The 15392-nt window shown below is 63.5% G+C and carries 15 protein-coding genes; 7 read left to right on the forward strand and 8 right to left on the reverse strand.

What is annotated here, in order from left to right:
* The first annotated feature begins 24 nt into the window (after positions 1 to 24).
* Positions 25 to 543, forward strand: a complete 519-nt coding sequence (locus tag QRN22_RS13130; protein ID WP_052493884.1) for a hypothetical protein — start codon at positions 25 to 27, stop codon at positions 541 to 543.
* On the opposite strand, the gene QRN22_RS13135 is transcribed toward QRN22_RS13130, so the two are convergent.
* Complete coding sequence (locus QRN22_RS13135; protein ID WP_042556852.1) at positions 544 to 1674, reverse strand: M14 family metallopeptidase; 1131 nt, start codon at positions 1672 to 1674, stop codon at positions 544 to 546.
* 139 nt (positions 1675 to 1813) lie between these two features.
* Between QRN22_RS13135 and QRN22_RS13140 the strand changes: the two genes are divergently transcribed.
* Positions 1814 to 2212, forward strand: coding sequence for a hypothetical protein (locus QRN22_RS13140; protein ID WP_052493885.1), 399 nt, complete (start codon positions 1814 to 1816; stop codon positions 2210 to 2212).
* A gap of 545 nt (positions 2213 to 2757) precedes the next feature.
* On the opposite strand, the gene ahpF is transcribed toward QRN22_RS13140, so the two are convergent.
* Both ahpF and ahpC read right to left on the reverse strand, forming a co-directional pair.
* Positions 2758 to 4311: an alkyl hydroperoxide reductase subunit F gene (gene ahpF, locus QRN22_RS13145; protein ID WP_042552239.1), complete on the reverse strand. Its 1554-nt coding sequence runs from the start codon at positions 4309 to 4311 to the stop codon at positions 2758 to 2760.
* Between the two features lie 245 nt (positions 4312 to 4556).
* Positions 4557 to 5120, reverse strand: a complete 564-nt coding sequence (gene ahpC, locus QRN22_RS13150; protein WP_042552238.1) for an alkyl hydroperoxide reductase subunit C — start codon at positions 5118 to 5120, stop codon at positions 4557 to 4559.
* A gap of 181 nt (positions 5121 to 5301) precedes the next feature.
* Between ahpC and QRN22_RS13155 the strand changes: the two genes are divergently transcribed.
* Positions 5302 to 6102 (forward strand): substrate-binding periplasmic protein, encoded by an 801-nt coding sequence (locus tag QRN22_RS13155; protein WP_231570109.1) that lies wholly within the window; start codon positions 5302 to 5304, stop codon positions 6100 to 6102.
* 89 nt (positions 6103 to 6191) lie between these two features.
* Positions 6192 to 7388 carry an MFS transporter gene (locus QRN22_RS13160; protein ID WP_042552237.1) on the forward strand — a complete coding sequence of 399 codons (1197 nt, stop codon included), beginning with the start codon at positions 6192 to 6194 and terminating at the stop codon, positions 7386 to 7388.
* On the opposite strand, the gene QRN22_RS13165 is transcribed toward QRN22_RS13160, so the two are convergent.
* The 3 genes from QRN22_RS13165 to QRN22_RS13175 form a co-directional block, all read right to left on the reverse strand.
* A complete protein-coding gene (locus QRN22_RS13165) occupies positions 7385 to 8683 on the reverse strand; it encodes an FAD-dependent oxidoreductase (protein ID WP_042552236.1) in 1299 nt (432 codons plus the stop codon). The two genes, QRN22_RS13160 and QRN22_RS13165, sit on opposite strands and share 4 nt — an antisense overlap.
* A gap of 34 nt (positions 8684 to 8717) precedes the next feature.
* Positions 8718 to 9146, reverse strand: coding sequence for a 3-isopropylmalate dehydratase (locus QRN22_RS13170; protein WP_042552235.1), 429 nt, complete (start codon positions 9144 to 9146; stop codon positions 8718 to 8720).
* 106 nt (positions 9147 to 9252) lie between these two features.
* Positions 9253 to 10053 (reverse strand): AraC family transcriptional regulator, encoded by an 801-nt coding sequence (locus QRN22_RS13175; RefSeq protein WP_042552234.1) that lies wholly within the window; start codon positions 10051 to 10053, stop codon positions 9253 to 9255.
* 99 nt (positions 10054 to 10152) lie between these two features.
* On the opposite strand from QRN22_RS13175, the gene QRN22_RS13180 reads away from it, so the two are divergent.
* A complete protein-coding gene (locus QRN22_RS13180) occupies positions 10153 to 11082 on the forward strand; it encodes a DMT family transporter (protein ID WP_042552233.1) in 930 nt (309 codons plus the stop codon).
* A 206-nt stretch (positions 11083 to 11288) separates the two neighbouring features.
* Here the strand turns inward: QRN22_RS13180 and QRN22_RS13185 are convergent, their stop codons facing one another.
* Positions 11289 to 11729, reverse strand: a complete 441-nt coding sequence (locus tag QRN22_RS13185; protein ID WP_042552232.1) for an HIT family protein — start codon at positions 11727 to 11729, stop codon at positions 11289 to 11291.
* A gap of 73 nt (positions 11730 to 11802) precedes the next feature.
* Entirely contained in the window at positions 11803 to 13086 is a 1284-nt protein-coding gene (locus QRN22_RS13190) for an MFS transporter (RefSeq protein ID WP_042552231.1), read from the reverse strand.
* 245 nt (positions 13087 to 13331) lie between these two features.
* On the opposite strand from QRN22_RS13190, the gene QRN22_RS13195 reads away from it, so the two are divergent.
* Entirely contained in the window at positions 13332 to 14129 is a 798-nt protein-coding gene (locus QRN22_RS13195) for an undecaprenyl-diphosphate phosphatase (protein WP_042552230.1), read from the forward strand.
* A 188-nt stretch (positions 14130 to 14317) separates the two neighbouring features.
* Complete coding sequence (locus QRN22_RS13200; protein ID WP_042552229.1) at positions 14318 to 15325, forward strand: AraC family transcriptional regulator; 1008 nt, start codon at positions 14318 to 14320, stop codon at positions 15323 to 15325.
* Positions 15326 to 15392 lie beyond the last annotated feature (67 nt).

Genomic DNA, 15392 nt, shown 5'->3' on the forward strand with positions numbered 1-15392 from the left:
GATTCACAGCCAAGGAGGTCCGCCATGAGCAGCATCGGTTCGCTCACCCATTACGGAACGACAAGCCCCCTGCAGCGCAGCCGTGTCGACGCGCTGGATTTCAAACAAAGCCGTGAGGCTGCATCGCTCGCCAAGCACGAGAAGGCGCAGGAAGCCAGTGCGCCGCCCAGGGGATTCAAGGGCGATCAGACGGACTCCAGCCAGCAGGCCTACGACGAAGCCTTCGCGCGGATGATGGTCAATCTGTACAGCTCGGCTCAGGACTCGCAACAGGTGTCCGACAGCACAGGTGGCGACAGCTCGACCGGGAAACCGACCGCCGACAGTGCCCTCGCCCAGTTCATGGCCTACATGGACATGTCGCCTGCCGAGAAGATGCGCGACAAGATCCTCAAGGAAATCGGCATGAGCGAGGAAGAGCTCGAGAACCTGCCACCTGAGCAACGTGCTGCGGCCGAGAAGGAAATCGCCGAAAAGATGCAGACCCTGCAGGAGTTGCAGGCCGCGCAGGATGAGCAAGGCACCCTGCACGAGCATGCCTGATCAGCGCAGCCGATCGACCATCTCCGCCACCACGTCGAGCATCTCACCGGCCAGTTTCATCGAACGCTCGCCGTTCCAGCCCGTCAGCGGATCCGGCGTATCGTCGTGATCCTTGAAGGGCATCTCCAGGGTGAACGACAGGCAGTCGAACTCCTGGCCGACCGAGTTGCAGGCCAGTGCCGTATTGGCCTGGCCCGGTGCGCTGCGCGGGTATCCGAAGCGCGTCTGGAACTCGGCACCGCGCTCGACCAGACGGCTGCGGAACTCACTCTCCAGCGCTTCCAGTCGCGCGGAGAACCCGGGATTGCCTTCGCAGCCGGCAGTGAACACATGGGGGATTTCTTCGTCTCCGTGGATATCGAGAAACAGATCCACGCCCACCTCACGCATGGCCTGCTGCACGAAGAACACCTCCGGGCTGCGCTCGAGGCTGGCCGACTGCCAGGCACGATTGAGGTCCTGCCCCGCAGCGTTGGTGCGTAGATGGCCACGGAAGGCACCGTCCGGGTTCATGTTCGGCACCAGATAGAGATCGGCCTGCTGCAGAAGAGCATCCAGAATGACGTCGCTGCTGTCCTGCAGACGGCGGACGATGCCCTCCATGAACCACTCGGCCATGTGCTCGCCCGGATGCTGCTGGGCGATGATCCACACCTTGCGGCTCGCTTGCGGGTGGCGATGCACGCGCAGCAGCTCGATATCCCGCCCCTCGATGCTGCGCCCGCAGCCATGCAGCTCGACACCCGGCAAGGCCAGCGCCTGAGCGATCAGGTCACTGTGCCGCTCACGGCTGTAGGGCTCGAAGTAGGCGAACCAGATGTGTTCATGCTCGGGCTCCAGGCCGAAATGCAGAGCGCCATCCTCGAAGCGGCTAGGTACCCGGAACCAGGTGCGCTGATCGTAGGAGGCTACCGCGTTGTAGCCCGTCCAGGCATGGCTATAGGCCGACTGCCCGGCGTTGGTGATGCTGAAATCATGGCGCGCGCCTGGTGTCAGGCCCTCGACCTGGAAATGAAACCACTGGAAATGGTGGCTGTTGAGATCCGGGCGCATGGTCAGCAGCACCTTGTGCGGGTCGCTGGCGTCCTGCACGAGGATGTTGCCGCTGTCGAAATCCGAGCTGATCTTCATGGTTGTTCTCAATGCTGCTTCACGGTCGTACCAGCATCGCAGTTTCCACGCTCGGGGGAAATCGCACGTGGGTGATTGCAGGCCACCGTGGTGCGGCTCACACTGCACACCTCGATTCTTTCTGCTATTCGGAGCCAGCGTGTCCCTAATCGATGATCAACACCGCCAGCGCGTGCTGGATGCCGCCGAGTCACAGGACTGCACGGTCTATCGCCCGGATGAGGACGATAGCGACACTGAAGAACAGGACATGGGCGATGCCAAGGTCCTGTTCACCGGCCCGTTCGAGCCGCCTCAGGAATGGGACGCTGCCGAGCGTGACGACTATTTCGATGGCAGCGACCCGGCGCTGTTCTTCACCGCGCTGGTGGCCTGCGAAGCCAAGCCGGGCTCGAAGGCCTTCTTCATTCCACAGGCCGGCGATTACCTGGCAATCATGTCCGCTGGCGGCAAGGTGGACATGTACTTCGTCTGCGAGCGGCTCGACGACGAGCAGGGCCCCAGCTTCGTGCTGATTCGCGATGAAGAGACCGACTGAGCGATTCGATCCGGCGGCAGCACTGCATCGCTCGGCCGAATCGCCCGCAAGCGGGCTCCTACGGATAAGCCTCCTACCCTTGTCATGCCTGCCAGCGCCCCGTAGGGGCCGGCTTGCCGGCGATACTCGGTGAGTAGCTCACCTATTGCCCACAAGCGGTTTGCTGCACTACCGGGGTGCTCGCAAGACAGGGGCCTCGTTGACATGAAACCGCCTACGGATGCGGCACCCGCCACAGTCATGCCTGCCAGCGCCCCGTAGGAGCCGGCTTGCCGGCGATACTCGGTGAGTAGCTCACCTATTGCCCACAAGCGGTTTGCTGCACTACCGGGGTGCTCGCAAGACCGGGGCCTCGTTGACATGAAACCGCCTACGGATGCGGCACCCGCCACAGTCATGCCTGCCAGCGCCCCGTAGGAGCCGGCTTGCCGGCGATCGCTTCGGCAGAGGGCTGCCATTCTTGGTTGATTGCCAAGATCCCCGGAAAGCAGAAATGAAAAAGGCGGGCCATCAGGGCCCGCCTTTTGTACGTCTGACTCAGCGCATCAGCTACGGATCAGGTGATCGAAAGCGCTCAGCGAAGCTTTCGCGCCCTCGCCCACGGCGATGACGATCTGCTTGTACGGCACGGTGGTCACGTCACCTGCGGCGAAGATGCCGGGCAGCGAGGTTTCGCCGCGAGCGTCGACGATGATTTCGCCACGGTCCGACAGCTCCACCGAGCCCTTCAGCCACTCGGAGTTAGGCAGCAGACCGATCTGCACGAAGATGCCTTCCAGTGCTACCGAGACGAACTCGTCGGAGTTGCGATCCTTGTAGACCAGGCCGGTGACCTTCTGACCATCGCCTTTCACTTCGCTGGTCAGGGCGCTGGTGATCACCTTGACGTTGGGCAGGCTGTACAGTTTCTTCTGCAGTACGGCGTCAGCACGCAGCTTGCTGTCATATTCCAGCAGCGTGACTTCGGAGACGATACCAGCCAGGTCGATGGCCGCTTCCACACCGGAGTTGCCACCGCCGACCACCGCCACGCGCTTGCCCTTGAACAGCGGGCCATCGCAATGCGGGCAGTAAGCCACGCCCTTGTTGCGGTACTCCTTCTCGCCCGGCACGTTCATCTCTCTCCAGCGCGCGCCGGTGGACAGAATCACGGTCTTGGCTTTCAGGCTCGCACCGCTCTCGAACTTCACTTCGTGCAGACCGCCGGCGCTGGAGGCCGGAATCAGCGCGCTGGCACGCTGCAGGTTCATGATGTCGACTTCATACTGCTTGACGTGCTCTTCCAGGGCGCGGGCCAGTTTCGGGCCTTCGGTTTCCTGTACCGAGATGAAGTTCTCGATGGCCATGGTGTCGAGCACCTGACCGCCGAAGCGCTCGGCAGCAACGCCGGTGCGGATGCCTTTACGAGCGGCGTAGATGGCTGCCGCGGCACCGGCCGGACCACCACCGATGACCAGCACGTCGAAGGCTTCCTTGCCGTTCAGCTTGGCAGCGTCACGGGCGGAGGCGCCGGTATCGATCTTGGCGAGGATCTGCTCGGCATCCATACGGCCCTGGCCGAAGAGTTCGCCGTTCAGGTAGATGCTCGGTACCGACATGATCTGACGGGACTCGACCTCGTCCTGGAACAGCGCGCCGTCGATGGCGACGTGGCGGATGTTCGGGTTGAGCACGGCCATCAGGTTCAGCGCCTGGACCACGTCCGGGCAGTTCTGGCAGGACAGCGAGAAGTAGGTCTCGAAGTTGAATTCACCTTCGAGGCTGGCGATCTGCTCGATCACGTCGGCAGCCAGCTTCGACGGGTGGCCACCGACTTGCAGCAGGGCCAGCACCAGCGAAGTGAATTCGTGGCCCATCGGCAGGCCGGCGAAACGCAGGCTGATATTGCCATTCGGGCGATTCAGGGCGAACGACGGCACGCGGGCGTCGGTGCCATCGGTCTTCAGGGTGATCTTGTCGGTCAGGCTGACGATGTCGTCGAGCAAGCCTTTGAGCTCCTGAGATTTGTCGCTGTCATCGAGGGACGCGACGATCTCGAACGGCAGGCTGACCTTTTCCAGGTAGGCCTTCAACTGGGTTTTAAGCGTGGCGTCCAACATAAACGAGTCCTCAATGACAAAATTCGGGCAATAAAACGCCCGGACGGGTTACGCCCGGGCGTTCGGGCGCGCTTCCAAAATCAGTTGTTGATTTGATCAGCGCGTAAACGGATTGGGAAACGTAGCGAGCGGTGTTGAGGCAAGGCGAGATCAGGCTCGGGCGAGCAGTTTACGAGCTGTAAATGACGAGCCCGAGCCTGATTTCAACGCAGCATCAGCGACGCGCAGTGGTTTCCCGGCCGTTTTTAGATCTTGCCGACCAGGTCCAGGGAAGGAGCCAGAGTCTGAGCACCTTCTTTCCACTTGGCGGGGCAGACTTCGCCCGGGTGAGCAGCGGTGTACTGGGCGGCTTGCAGCTTGCGCAGGGTCTCGGCCACGTCACGAGCGATCTCGTTGGAGTGGATTTCGACGGTCTTGATCTGGCCTTCCGGGTTGATCACGAAGGTACCGCGCAGTGCCAGACCTTCTTCAGCGATGTGTACGCCGAACGCGTTGGTCAGCTGGTGAGTCGGGTCACCGATCAGCGGGAAGCGAGCCTTGCCAACGGCAGGCGAAGTTTCGTGCCATACCTTGTGCGAGAAGTGGGTGTCGGTGGTGACGATGTACACCTCGGCACCAGCCTTCTGGAAGGCTTCGTAGTTGTTGGCGGCGTCTTCGATTTCGGTCGGGCAGTTGAAGGTGAAGGCTGCCGGCATGAAGATCAGTACCGACCACTTGCCCTTCAGGCTCTCTTCGGTGACTTCGATGAATTTGCCGTTGTGAAATGCATTGACCTTGAACGGCTGGACTTGAGTGTTAATCAAAGACATCAGTGACTCCTTGGAGGGTTGAAAAATTTACAGGAGGGATAGTAGCCCCATATGGACCAAAGAGCCCATTGATTGAAACCATCAATCCAATAAGCTCAGTCAATCGACCCATATAAAAAGCCTTTTAAAACAATAATCTGAAGTTTTCGTCTACCGCAACCGATGATGGAGTCTCAACAGCATGCACCAGCAGCGCACCGGCTCCAGACGGCCTACGCTTTCCGACAACGCCCAATCCTCTCTGGTTCGTGCCATGTGCCCTCGTCTGTGTGCTGCAGTGCTTGCCCTGCTCAGCCTCTGCTGCAGCGCGCAGGAGCGCCCGCTACGCTTCTCGATCACCGAAAGCGGTGTCATGCCTCTGGTCGAGATCCGCAACGGCGAAGCAGTCGGCGGAATCCTCTACGATCTGCCCATGCGGCTGGCGGAAAAAGTCGGCCGCCGTGCCGAGCTGCTGGTATTGCCGCGCCTGCGTGTGCAACGCGCGCTGTTGCACAACGAAATAGACGTGCGCTGCTACGTGAACCCTGCGTGGCTGAGCGAAACCTATCCGCAGTACGTGTGGAGCATTCCCTTCATGGTGCAGCGTGATCTGCTGGTAGGTCGTACCCCCGAGACGGTCACCCCGGAAAAACTGCCCAAACAGTCCATCGGTACGGTGCTGGGGTTCTATTACCCGACCCTGCATCCACTGTTCATGAGCGGCCAACTGCTGCGCGACGACGGCCGCACACAAGGTCTGGTGCTGACCAAGCTCGCAGCCGGACGTTACGATTATGCGATCAGCAACGAACTGGCCCTGCATTGGTACAACCGCCATGTCGACCAGGCCGAGAAGCTCCACCAGGTGCACGAGTTGGCCAGTGACCTGGCCGCTTGCCTGGTCCGCGATGCCCCCGACGTACCCACCATGCAATTGCTGCGCGCCATGGTGCAGATGAAAGAGGACGGCGAGTTCGATGCCATCCTGCAGCGCTACCGCTGAAAGAGGTCGCGGAACAAAGCGGTTCTCTCGACGGCCCATTGCGTGAATAATGCCCCGCCTGATTCGCCGCACGTTATCGAGGTAAACACATGAGTGGCCCAGCCCACGACGCCACGCGCCTGAGCGCGGGGGCGATCCTGCTGATCGAACTGGCCCTGGCGCTTGGCGGTTTTGCCATCGGCACCAGTGAGTTCTCGATCATGGGCTTGATGCCCAATGTCGCCGAGGACCTGGGCGTCAGCGAGCCGCAGGTCGGTCACGTGATCAGCAGCTACGCGCTCGGCGTGGTGGTCGGTGCGCCGATCCTGGCGCTGCTCGGCGCACGCCTGCTGCGCAAGACGCTGCTGCTGTTGCTGATGGGCGTCTTCGCAGTCGGCAACCTCGCCAGTGCCCTGGCGCCCGACTACGCTTCGCTGCTGGTCTTTCGCTTCTTCGCCGGCCTGCCCCACGGTGCGTATTTCGGCGTCGCCATGTTGGTCGCCGCGTCCATGGCACCACCGCACAAGCGCGCCAAGGCGGTAAGCCGGGTGCTGATGGGCCTGAGCGTGGCCATTCTGGTCGGCAACCCACTGGCCACCTGGCTGGGCCAGAGCGTCAGCTGGCGCTATGCGTTCGCACTGGTCAGCGTGATCGCCCTGCTGACCGTGGCGATGGTCGCGATCTTCCTGCCGGTGGACCGCAACGAGGTGCGCAGCAGCCCGATCAACGAGCTGCGCGCCTTCAATCGCGCGCCCATCTGGCTGGCGCTGGGCATCGGTTCGATCGGCTTCGCCGGAATGTTCTGCGTGTTCAGCTACATGGCGCCGACGCTGCTGGAAGTCACCCAGGTCAACCCGGGAATGATTCCGGTCGCCATGGCGATATTCGGTGTCGGCTGCATCCTCGGCAACATGGCGGGCGGCTGGCTGTTCGACCGCCTGCAATTCAAGTCGGTGGCCTGGATTCTGCTGTGGAGTGCGCTGGTGCTGTTGCTTCTGCCCGCGGCTACCCATTCGATCTGGACGATACTGCCGGCGATCCTCGCCCTGGGCACCATCGCCGCCCTGTCACCGGCCCTGCAGACCCACCTGATGGACGTCGCCACCGGCGCCCAGACCCTGGCCGCCGCCTCCAACCACGCGGCATTCAACATCGCCAACGCACTGGGCCCGTGGCTCGGCGGCCTGGCGATCAGCGCCGGTTTCGGCTGGACATCGACGGGTTACATCGGCGCGATGACCGCGGTGGGCGGCCTGCTGATTTTCGTCTGGGCGTGGAAGGTACAACAGGCGCGGGGCGCCGCCTAACCGGAAGATGTCGGGGCGACTGGCTGCGCCGCTGACGTGCGCCAGGCGTACAACTCGGCGCCGCCCTTGCCGGACAACAACCATCCGGTACGCGCCCCGACCAGCGTGGAAACGGCATGCTGGCGCCCCATCGGCAGGTGCCGCGCCATGAACAGCGCAGTATCGCGCACGACCGCCAGCCAGGCACTGTCCGACTGGAACAAGGGCGTCAGCAAGCGGCTGGCCTGGCGGTAATAACGAAGATGAGCGCGGCGCAGATCCGCGTAGGCGGCGAAGCGCTCGGGAAAATTCGCCGCCTGCTTCCGGTCCACTGGCCCCAGTGCGCTGGCCAGCGCAACGGCATCGACCAGCGCCATGTTCGCCCCCTGCCCCAGTTGCGGGCTCATGGCGTGGGCACAGTCACCGATTGCCAGCACCCGACCGTCATGCCACCGGGACATGCGCACATCGGCATAGGTGGCGAACATCAAGCGCTGCGCCGAGTCGATCGATTGCAGAAAGGCTTCGGCCGGTTCACCGGCGAGCTGGCGTACCGAATCCTTCCAGGCAGGCAGGCCGGACTGCTGCCACGTACCATGGGTCGCGACAGGCAGACTCCAGAACAGGCTGCTCAGGCGCGTATTGCGGTCGGTGTGGGTAGCGCCGGTCGGCATGATGCCGAACATCTGCGAACAGCCTCGGTACCACTGGCGCAAATCGGTTGAATCGGCGCCATCCGGCGTCGGCACGATGCTCCATAGCGCACCCCAGGGATAGGGCTTGACCCACTGACGGACCTGCATCTGCGCCCGCAACTGCGAGCGGGTACCGTCGGCCAGAATCAACGCCGCGTGGTCGCCGAGTGCGACCTCACCGCCCTGATCATCGGCAGCGATCAGGCTCACATGAGTGGGCGACTGCTGGAAACGGCTGATCGAAACACCCGTGCAGATATTCACGCCAGCCGCGCGCGCCGCGTTGACCAGCGCAGTCATCAGTACACCACGATGGATGCCGAGGCCGAAGGAATCGGCTTGCCAGTGCTGATAGCGGGTGTCGAGAATCACTCTTCCCGCACAGGCGGAGGTGCCGTACAGGCGGCTTACCGGCGCGCCGAGCGCTGCGCATTCATCGAACAGGCCGAGGCTGCGCAAAGCGGCCAACCCGGAAGGCTGCAGGAGAATGCCCGTACCGACCGGCTGCAGGTCGGCGACACGCTCGAAAACGCTGACAGCCCAGCCCTGACGGGCCAGCAGAATGGCACTGGCCAGCCCCGCGGTACCAGCCCCGACGATGGCAACGGGTAAATCTTTCACGGGCACGTCCTGTGCGGGGTTGTTGAGGCGGATTCTACCTCGGCTCGCTGAGCTGGATGTCGAAGCCGCCACGATTCTGGCTGATGATTCGCAAATCTTCGCTGCCGCCCGCTTCGACCTTCACCGCTACCTCACGATTGAGGCGACCCTTGCCACACAAGGTTTCGTCCTGCTTGTCGGCGGTGATGCCGAGAATACGGTTGCCTGCCGGTACCTGGAAACGTGCTTCCTCGCCCACCGCGATGCGCGCGGCGATCTTGCGGTCGACCAGCACGGCGACATAGCAGCCACCGCCCATCAGCCCCAGGTCACGGGTAACCACGACCTCCCCTCCACCGTTGACCGGCGTCTGGTACGCCAGCAGACGCTCGGCCGGCACGGCCGTGACCTTATCGGGATCGGCCTGGTACGAAGAGCAACCAACCAGAGCCAGCAGCGGCAGTACGGCGAAGATCGAACGCATGGGTTCCCTCCATGGGAATCTCGGTTAAGTGTCGAGTATGACCAGCACACTGCCATGACAGTGCCATAAATCCCGACACGACTCACCGGGATATTTGCGCCACCGTCTATTGCTGTCGCGGCAGGTTGCCCTTGCGGTATTCATCGGGCGACACGCCCATCAGCCGGCGGAACATGCCGATGAACGCCGACGCACTGCTGTAACCCAGATCCAGCGCGATACTTTCCACGGTACGTCCGCGCTCCAACTGCGCCAGCGCCGCGACCACGCGCAGGCGCTGCCGCCATTGCGCGAAGGACATGCCCAGGTCGCGCTGGCAGCGGCGCATCAGGGTGCGCTCCGTGGTATTGGCCTGACTGGCCAATTGCGCCAGCGAGCGAGTGTCCGCTGGGTTGGCCGTCAGCTGCCGCAACACCGGCTCCAGCAGCGCATCGCTGGAACTGGGCAAGTAGCTGCCGACCTTGGGAGCCCGGGCCAACTTGTCGAGCAGCAACTGCAACTGCCGCTCGTTCTCGGCCTGCCGCGCGGCGTCGGGAGGCGATTCGCGCAGGTCGTCGAGCAAGGCACGCACCAGGGGAGTCAGGCTCAGCGCGCAGGGTTCGGCGGGCAGCTCAGCACAATGTTCCGGGGCGACATACATCGAGCAGTGGCAGGCCTCGTGCCGATTGAAGCCGATGTGCTCCAGGTCCGGCGGCAGCCAGATGCCATATTGCGGCGGCGCCAGATAGTGACGCCCGGCGACTTCGATTTCCATGACACCGCTGAAGGCGTAGACGAACTCACCCCAGGCGTGGCGATGACGCGGATAGGTCGCATGCGCCGGCACGCTGGCGGTTCGGAAGAACAGCGGGGCCGGCAAGGCGTCGCTGAACGGGGGGATCTGCAGTCGCGGGGCGTCGATCTTCATCGCTCTGGCGGGTAACCGCTATGCGCTGTCGGGTTTGAACTATATCAGTAGAAATCGCCAGCACCATAATGGTGACCTACTCCACTGGCAGGCTCCGTTATGGACACGCGCAAGAACATCGACGGGCTGGCCGGGGCAATGATGGTCGTGCTGTGCATGATCTGGGGGCTGCAGCAGGTCGTGCTGAAGGCAGCGGCCGATGACGTCGCGCCCATGCTGATGCTCGCTCTGCGCTCGGGGGTGGCCGCCGTGCTGGTGGCATTGCTGATGCTCTGGCGCCGCGACGGCCTGTCGTTGCGCGAAGGCAACTGGCAGCCCGGCCTGATGGTGGGGTGTCTGTTCGCCCTGGAATTCATGCTGGTCGGTGAAGGGCTGCGCCATACCAGTGCCTCGCACATGGTGATCTTTCTCTACACGGCACCTATCTTCGCCGCGCTGGGGCTGCACTGGCGGCTGCCTGCCGAACGCCTGAAACCCCTGCAGTGGCTGGGCATCGGTGTGGCCTTCGTCGGCATCGTGGTGTCTTTCGCAGGGGGCTCGCCGGATCTCGAGACGCGGGATGTCAGCAAGCAGATGTTCGGCGATATCCTCGGCCTGCTTGGCGCCGTGGCCTGGGGCGCGACCACCGTGGTGGTGCGCTGCTCGCGCCTGTCCAGCGCACCGGTCACGCAGACGCTGCTCTATCAGTTGCTCGGTGGCTTCCTGCTGCTGATGCTGGCCTGCGCGCTGACCGGCCAACTGCACTTCAACCCCACGCCGGTGGCTCTGGGCGGCCTGGCGTTCCAGGCGCTGCTGGTGTCGTTCGCAAGCTTTCTGGCCTGGTTCTGGCTGCTGCGCAACTACCTCGCCTCGCGCCTCGGCGTGCTGTCGTTCATGACGCCGATGTTCGGCATCGTGTTCGGCGTATGGCTGCTCGACGAACCGCTGGAAATCAACTTCGTCGCCGGCGCCCTGCTGGTGCTGTGCGGCATCCTGATGGTCAGCGGTTACGAATGGTTGAGCCAGTGGCTGAAGCGACGGCGTTCATAGGAAGGCGTCGAGCAACGCGATGCCCATCGACGCTCGCCACATCGCCCGGTCCATCTACGGTTGGCGGAGCATTGGTGGGCTGAAGCCCACCCTACGGGCTGGCGGGGCGTTGAGCGAAGCGCCGCCCTCCCGCCGAATCGGAGAAGTGGTGGGCTGAAGCCCACCCTACAACGCGCGCACCATCCGCAGGGTGGGCGCCGCGGCGATCAAGCGCTCTGGAAGCGCTTCACCAGCCTGGCTTGCAGTTTCTCCAGCTCGGCCGGATCGGCCTTGCCGCTGCCATGGTTCTGCAAGCCCTGCTCGCTGAAGCGCGGAATCACGTGTACGTGGATGTGATAGACCGTCTGCCCTGCCGGCGCGCCGTTGAACTGGGTGACCTGCACGCCATCGGGCTCGAGCTCATCGACCAGCACCCGGGCGACCTTCTGCACGGCCAGGGTCAGCCTGGTCAGGTTGTCGGCGTCGATCTCGAGGATATTGCGAGCCTCGGCCCGCTTGGGGATCACCAGCGTGTGCCCGAAGGACTGCGGAAACAGGTCGAGGAACACCAGCACATCGTCGTTTTCGTACAGCTTGTAGCAGGGCATCTCGCCGCGAATGATCTTGGCGAAGATGTTCTGCGAATCGTAATCGCCGTAAAGGCTCATGGGCTTCTCCATCGCGTTGTGAACGTGCACGCACCATACCGGCTCGGCCGGCTGGTGCGAAACAATCGAATGCTCAGCGGCCCTTGCGCAGCAGCCCTAACCCGACCACCACGCCGACACCGCACAGGGCGATCAGGTAATAGGCCGGGCCGAGCGGGCTCCACTTCACCAGCAACGAAACGGCCACCGGAGTCAGGCCACCGAATACCGCATAGGACATGTTGTAGGAGAACGACAGGCCGCTGAAGCGCACTGGCGCCGGGAAAGCATGCACCATCACGAACGGCACCGCGCCGATGGTGCCGACGAACAGGCCGACCAACGCATACAGCGGGAACAGCCAGTGCGGGTTGGCGTGCAGGCCGCTGTAGAACAGCCATACGCTGACCGCCAGCGCACTGCAGCCAACTACCAGCACCCGGCCGGCACCGATGCGGTCGCACAGGGCGCCGCTGATGATGCAACCGATGCTGAGCATGACGATGGCCAGGCTGTTGGCCTTCAGCGAAGTGACCGCATCGAAGCCGTAGAGGGTCTGCAGAAAGGTCGGCGTCATCAGGATCGCCACCACGATGCCGGCCGACAGCAGCCAGGTCAGCAGCGCGGAAATCACCACGCTGCCGCGATGGTCGCGCACCACGGTTTTCAGCGGCAGTTCCTCGGCCAGGGCCTTGCGTTGCTGCATCTCGGTGAACACCGGCGTCTCGTGCAACCACTGGCGCAGGTACATGGCGAACAGACCGAACACACCGCCGATCAGGAACGGCACGCGCCAGGCCCAGTCGAGCACTTCCTCGGCGGTGAAGACGCTGTTGATCAGCGTGGCCATCAGCGAGCCGAGCAGGATGCCGGTGGTCAGGCCGCAGGTCAGCGTACCGCAGGCATAACCGATGTGGCGCGCCGGCACGTGCTCGGACACGAACACCCAGGCACCGGGCACTTCACCGCCAATCGCCGCGCCCTGGATCATGCGCATGAGCAGCAACAGCAGGGGCGCGAAGATACCGATCTGTGCGTAGGTCGGCAGCAGACCCATGATCAGCGTAGGCACCGCCATCATCAGGATGCTCAGGGTGAACATGCGCTTGCGTCCGATCAGGTCGCCGAAATGCGCCATGATGATGCCGCCCAGGGGGCGTGCCAGATAGCCAGCGGCGAAGATGCCGAAAGTCTGCAGCATGCGCAGCCAGTCGGGCATGTCCGGCGGGAAGAACAGCTTGCCGACCACGGTGGCGAAGAATACGTAGATGATGAAGTCGTAGAACTCCAGCGCGCCGCCCAGGGCAGACAGGGACAGGGTCTTGTAATCGCTACGGGTCAGGGGCCGGCCAGGTGCCGGCGATGCTGCGCGGTGCATGGGGAGCAATCTCGTGGGGGTCTTCGGGAGGCCTCGACCGGGAGCATCCGAGCGAGGGGGCACACACGATAGCAAATCCGCGGCGTCACGGCAGTGCCACAGGCTGGCCAGCACTGGTCCGGAGACGACCGGCATGGCTAGAATGCAGGCGAATCTCAAGGAATCGAGCTGCAGCGCGGAGAAAAACAGGTCTCACCGGGTCATACCCGCAGTCCGCGTTCGCTCACTCCCTCATAAGGAAACCCATGGACTGGCTCCACCTGCTCATCCTGTCGCTCATCCAGGGCATTACCGAATTCATTCCCGTCTCCTCCTCCGCGCACCTGATTCTGCCCTCGCAGTTGCTGGGCTGGCCCGATCAGGGCCAGGCCTTCGACGTTGCCGTGCACGTCGGCACCCTGATGGCCGTGGTGCTCGCTTTTCGCCAGCAGATCGCGGCAATCGTCAGCGGCTGGCTGGGTCACGTTCTGTACCGCCGCGCCAGCCCGGAAAGCCGCATGGGCTGGATGATCATCCTGGCGACCATCCCGGCCGCACTGGCCGGGCTGATCTTCGAATCGGTGATCGAGCAATACACCCGTTCGATGCTGGTGATCGGCACCACCACCATCGTCTTCGGCCTGGTGCTCTGGTGGGCCGACGTGAAAGGCAGCCGTGATGCCGACATGAGCCGCATGACGTGGCGCCACGCCCTGCTGATCGGCCTGGCACAGATGCTCGCGCTGATTCCTGGCACCTCGCGCTCGGGCATCACCATGACCGCCGCACTGATGCTCGGCTTCGACCGCAAGAGCGCCGCTGGCTTCTCCTTCCTGTTGTCGATCCCGCTGATTCTCGCCGCCGGCAGTTTGAAGACCCTGCACTTGATCGAAGAAGGCAACGGCGCGCACTGGGGCGACATGGCCTGGGGCATCGGCCTGTCGTTCGTGTCGGCGTTTCTGTGCATCAAGCTGTTCCTCGCCGCTCTGGATCGCATCGGCATGCTGCCGTTCGTGATCTACCGCCTGATCCTCGGCACCTTCCTGCTGTTCGTGGCGCTGTAGCCCGGTCGAGCGCAGCGACACCGCCCTGGGTATCGCTGCGCTCCACACCAGGCTACGGGCTGCCTCGGCGTTACCTTCTCCTACATCTGTCGAGCGCAGTTTCCGGTGAAACGCCTGAACAGGCTCAGGAGCGCGCAAGGCACGCTTATTGCCTGATCTTAGGGTCTGCCCCGAGAAGGCGAGTCCCCATGCTGCACGCCCATCTGACCACCCTGCATGCCGTCGTCCTGGCCCTCGATACCCTTTGCCAGAATGGCGATTGCAACGCTCACGAACTCCTGGCTGGCAGCGGCATCGACGCGGCGGATCTGCAGCGTCCGGAGATGCGCATCAGCATCGCCCAGGAACGCCAGGTGTTTCGCAATGCCACCGCCCGGCGTCAGGATCTCGGCCTGCTGCTCGGCAGGCGCATGCATGTATCGTCCTATGGCCTGCTGGGTTTCAGCCTGCTCTCGGCATCGACGCTGGGCGATGCGCTGGAGGTCGCCTTCAGCTTTCCCGCCTTGCTCGGCACCCTCTTCGACCTGCGTCTGCGCCGCGATGGCTCGCAGGCCTGGATCGAGGCCAGCCACTATCGCGACACGGCGGAACTGGAGACCTTCAACACCGAGTTCTGTCTGGCCTCGCTGAAGTTGATCTGCGAGGACCTGCTCGGTCGCACCCTGCCCCTCGACGCGGCCCGTTTCAGCCATCGAGCGCCGCGCTACCAGCGTCAGTACAGCCGCGACTTCGCTTGTGCAGTGCGCTTCAATGCCACCGACAACGCCATCGTTTTCGATAGCCAGTGGCTGGATCGACGCCTGCCCCTGGCAGACCCGGTGACTCACCGCGACACCCTGGAACGCTGCCGCCACCTGAACCGCGAGTTCATCTCCCACCTGGCGCTGATTTCCCGCGTACGCCAGTTGCTCGCCAGCCAGTTGCCGACGGCGCCTGGCCTGGATGGCCTGGCGCGCCAGCTGCGTTGCTCGTCGCGCACCCTGCGCAGGCAGTTGCAAGAAGTCGGCACCAGCTATCAGACCCTGCTCGATGAGCTGCGCTTCGAGCAGGCACGCCACCTGCTGGACCAGGAGCGGCTGCCCATCGCACGGATCGCCGAGGCACTCGGCTACAGCGAAACCGCCAGTTTCCGCCACGCCTTCCAGCGCTGGAGCGGCGTATCGCCAAGCCGCTATCGGCGCCCGGTCAGCGCCTAGACCTGCACCGATACGGATCGCTGCTGCGCCATTTCGTGGCCACATCTATCCCCTTTTGGCCATTGCG

This window comes from Pseudomonas sp. MEJ086 (assembly GCF_030209025.1).
Lineage (GTDB): Bacteria > Pseudomonadota > Gammaproteobacteria > Pseudomonadales > Pseudomonadaceae > Aquipseudomonas > Aquipseudomonas fulva_A.

Coding starts and splice junctions, on each gene's coding strand:
- QRN22_RS13130 (WP_052493884.1), top strand. CDS start 25: ATGAGCAGCATCGGTTCGCTCACCCATTACGGAACGACAAGCCCCCTG.
- QRN22_RS13135 (WP_042556852.1), bottom strand. CDS start 1,674: ATGAAGATCAGCTCGGATTTCGACAGCGGCAACATCCTCGTGCAGGAC.
- ahpF (WP_042552239.1), bottom strand. CDS start 4,311: ATGTTGGACGCCACGCTTAAAACCCAGTTGAAGGCCTACCTGGAAAAG.
- ahpC (WP_042552238.1), bottom strand. CDS start 5,120: ATGTCTTTGATTAACACTCAAGTCCAGCCGTTCAAGGTCAATGCATTT.
- QRN22_RS13155 (WP_231570109.1), top strand. CDS start 5,302: ATGCACCAGCAGCGCACCGGCTCCAGACGGCCTACGCTTTCCGACAAC.
- QRN22_RS13160 (WP_042552237.1), top strand. CDS start 6,192: ATGAGTGGCCCAGCCCACGACGCCACGCGCCTGAGCGCGGGGGCGATC.
- QRN22_RS13170 (WP_042552235.1), bottom strand. CDS start 9,146: ATGCGTTCGATCTTCGCCGTACTGCCGCTGCTGGCTCTGGTTGGTTGC.
- QRN22_RS13175 (WP_042552234.1), bottom strand. CDS start 10,053: ATGAAGATCGACGCCCCGCGACTGCAGATCCCCCCGTTCAGCGACGCC.
- QRN22_RS13180 (WP_042552233.1), top strand. CDS start 10,153: ATGGACACGCGCAAGAACATCGACGGGCTGGCCGGGGCAATGATGGTC.
- QRN22_RS13185 (WP_042552232.1), bottom strand. CDS start 11,729: ATGAGCCTTTACGGCGATTACGATTCGCAGAACATCTTCGCCAAGATC.
- QRN22_RS13190 (WP_042552231.1), bottom strand. CDS start 13,086: ATGCACCGCGCAGCATCGCCGGCACCTGGCCGGCCCCTGACCCGTAGC.
- QRN22_RS13195 (WP_042552230.1), top strand. CDS start 13,332: ATGGACTGGCTCCACCTGCTCATCCTGTCGCTCATCCAGGGCATTACC.
- QRN22_RS13200 (WP_042552229.1), top strand. CDS start 14,318: ATGCTGCACGCCCATCTGACCACCCTGCATGCCGTCGTCCTGGCCCTC.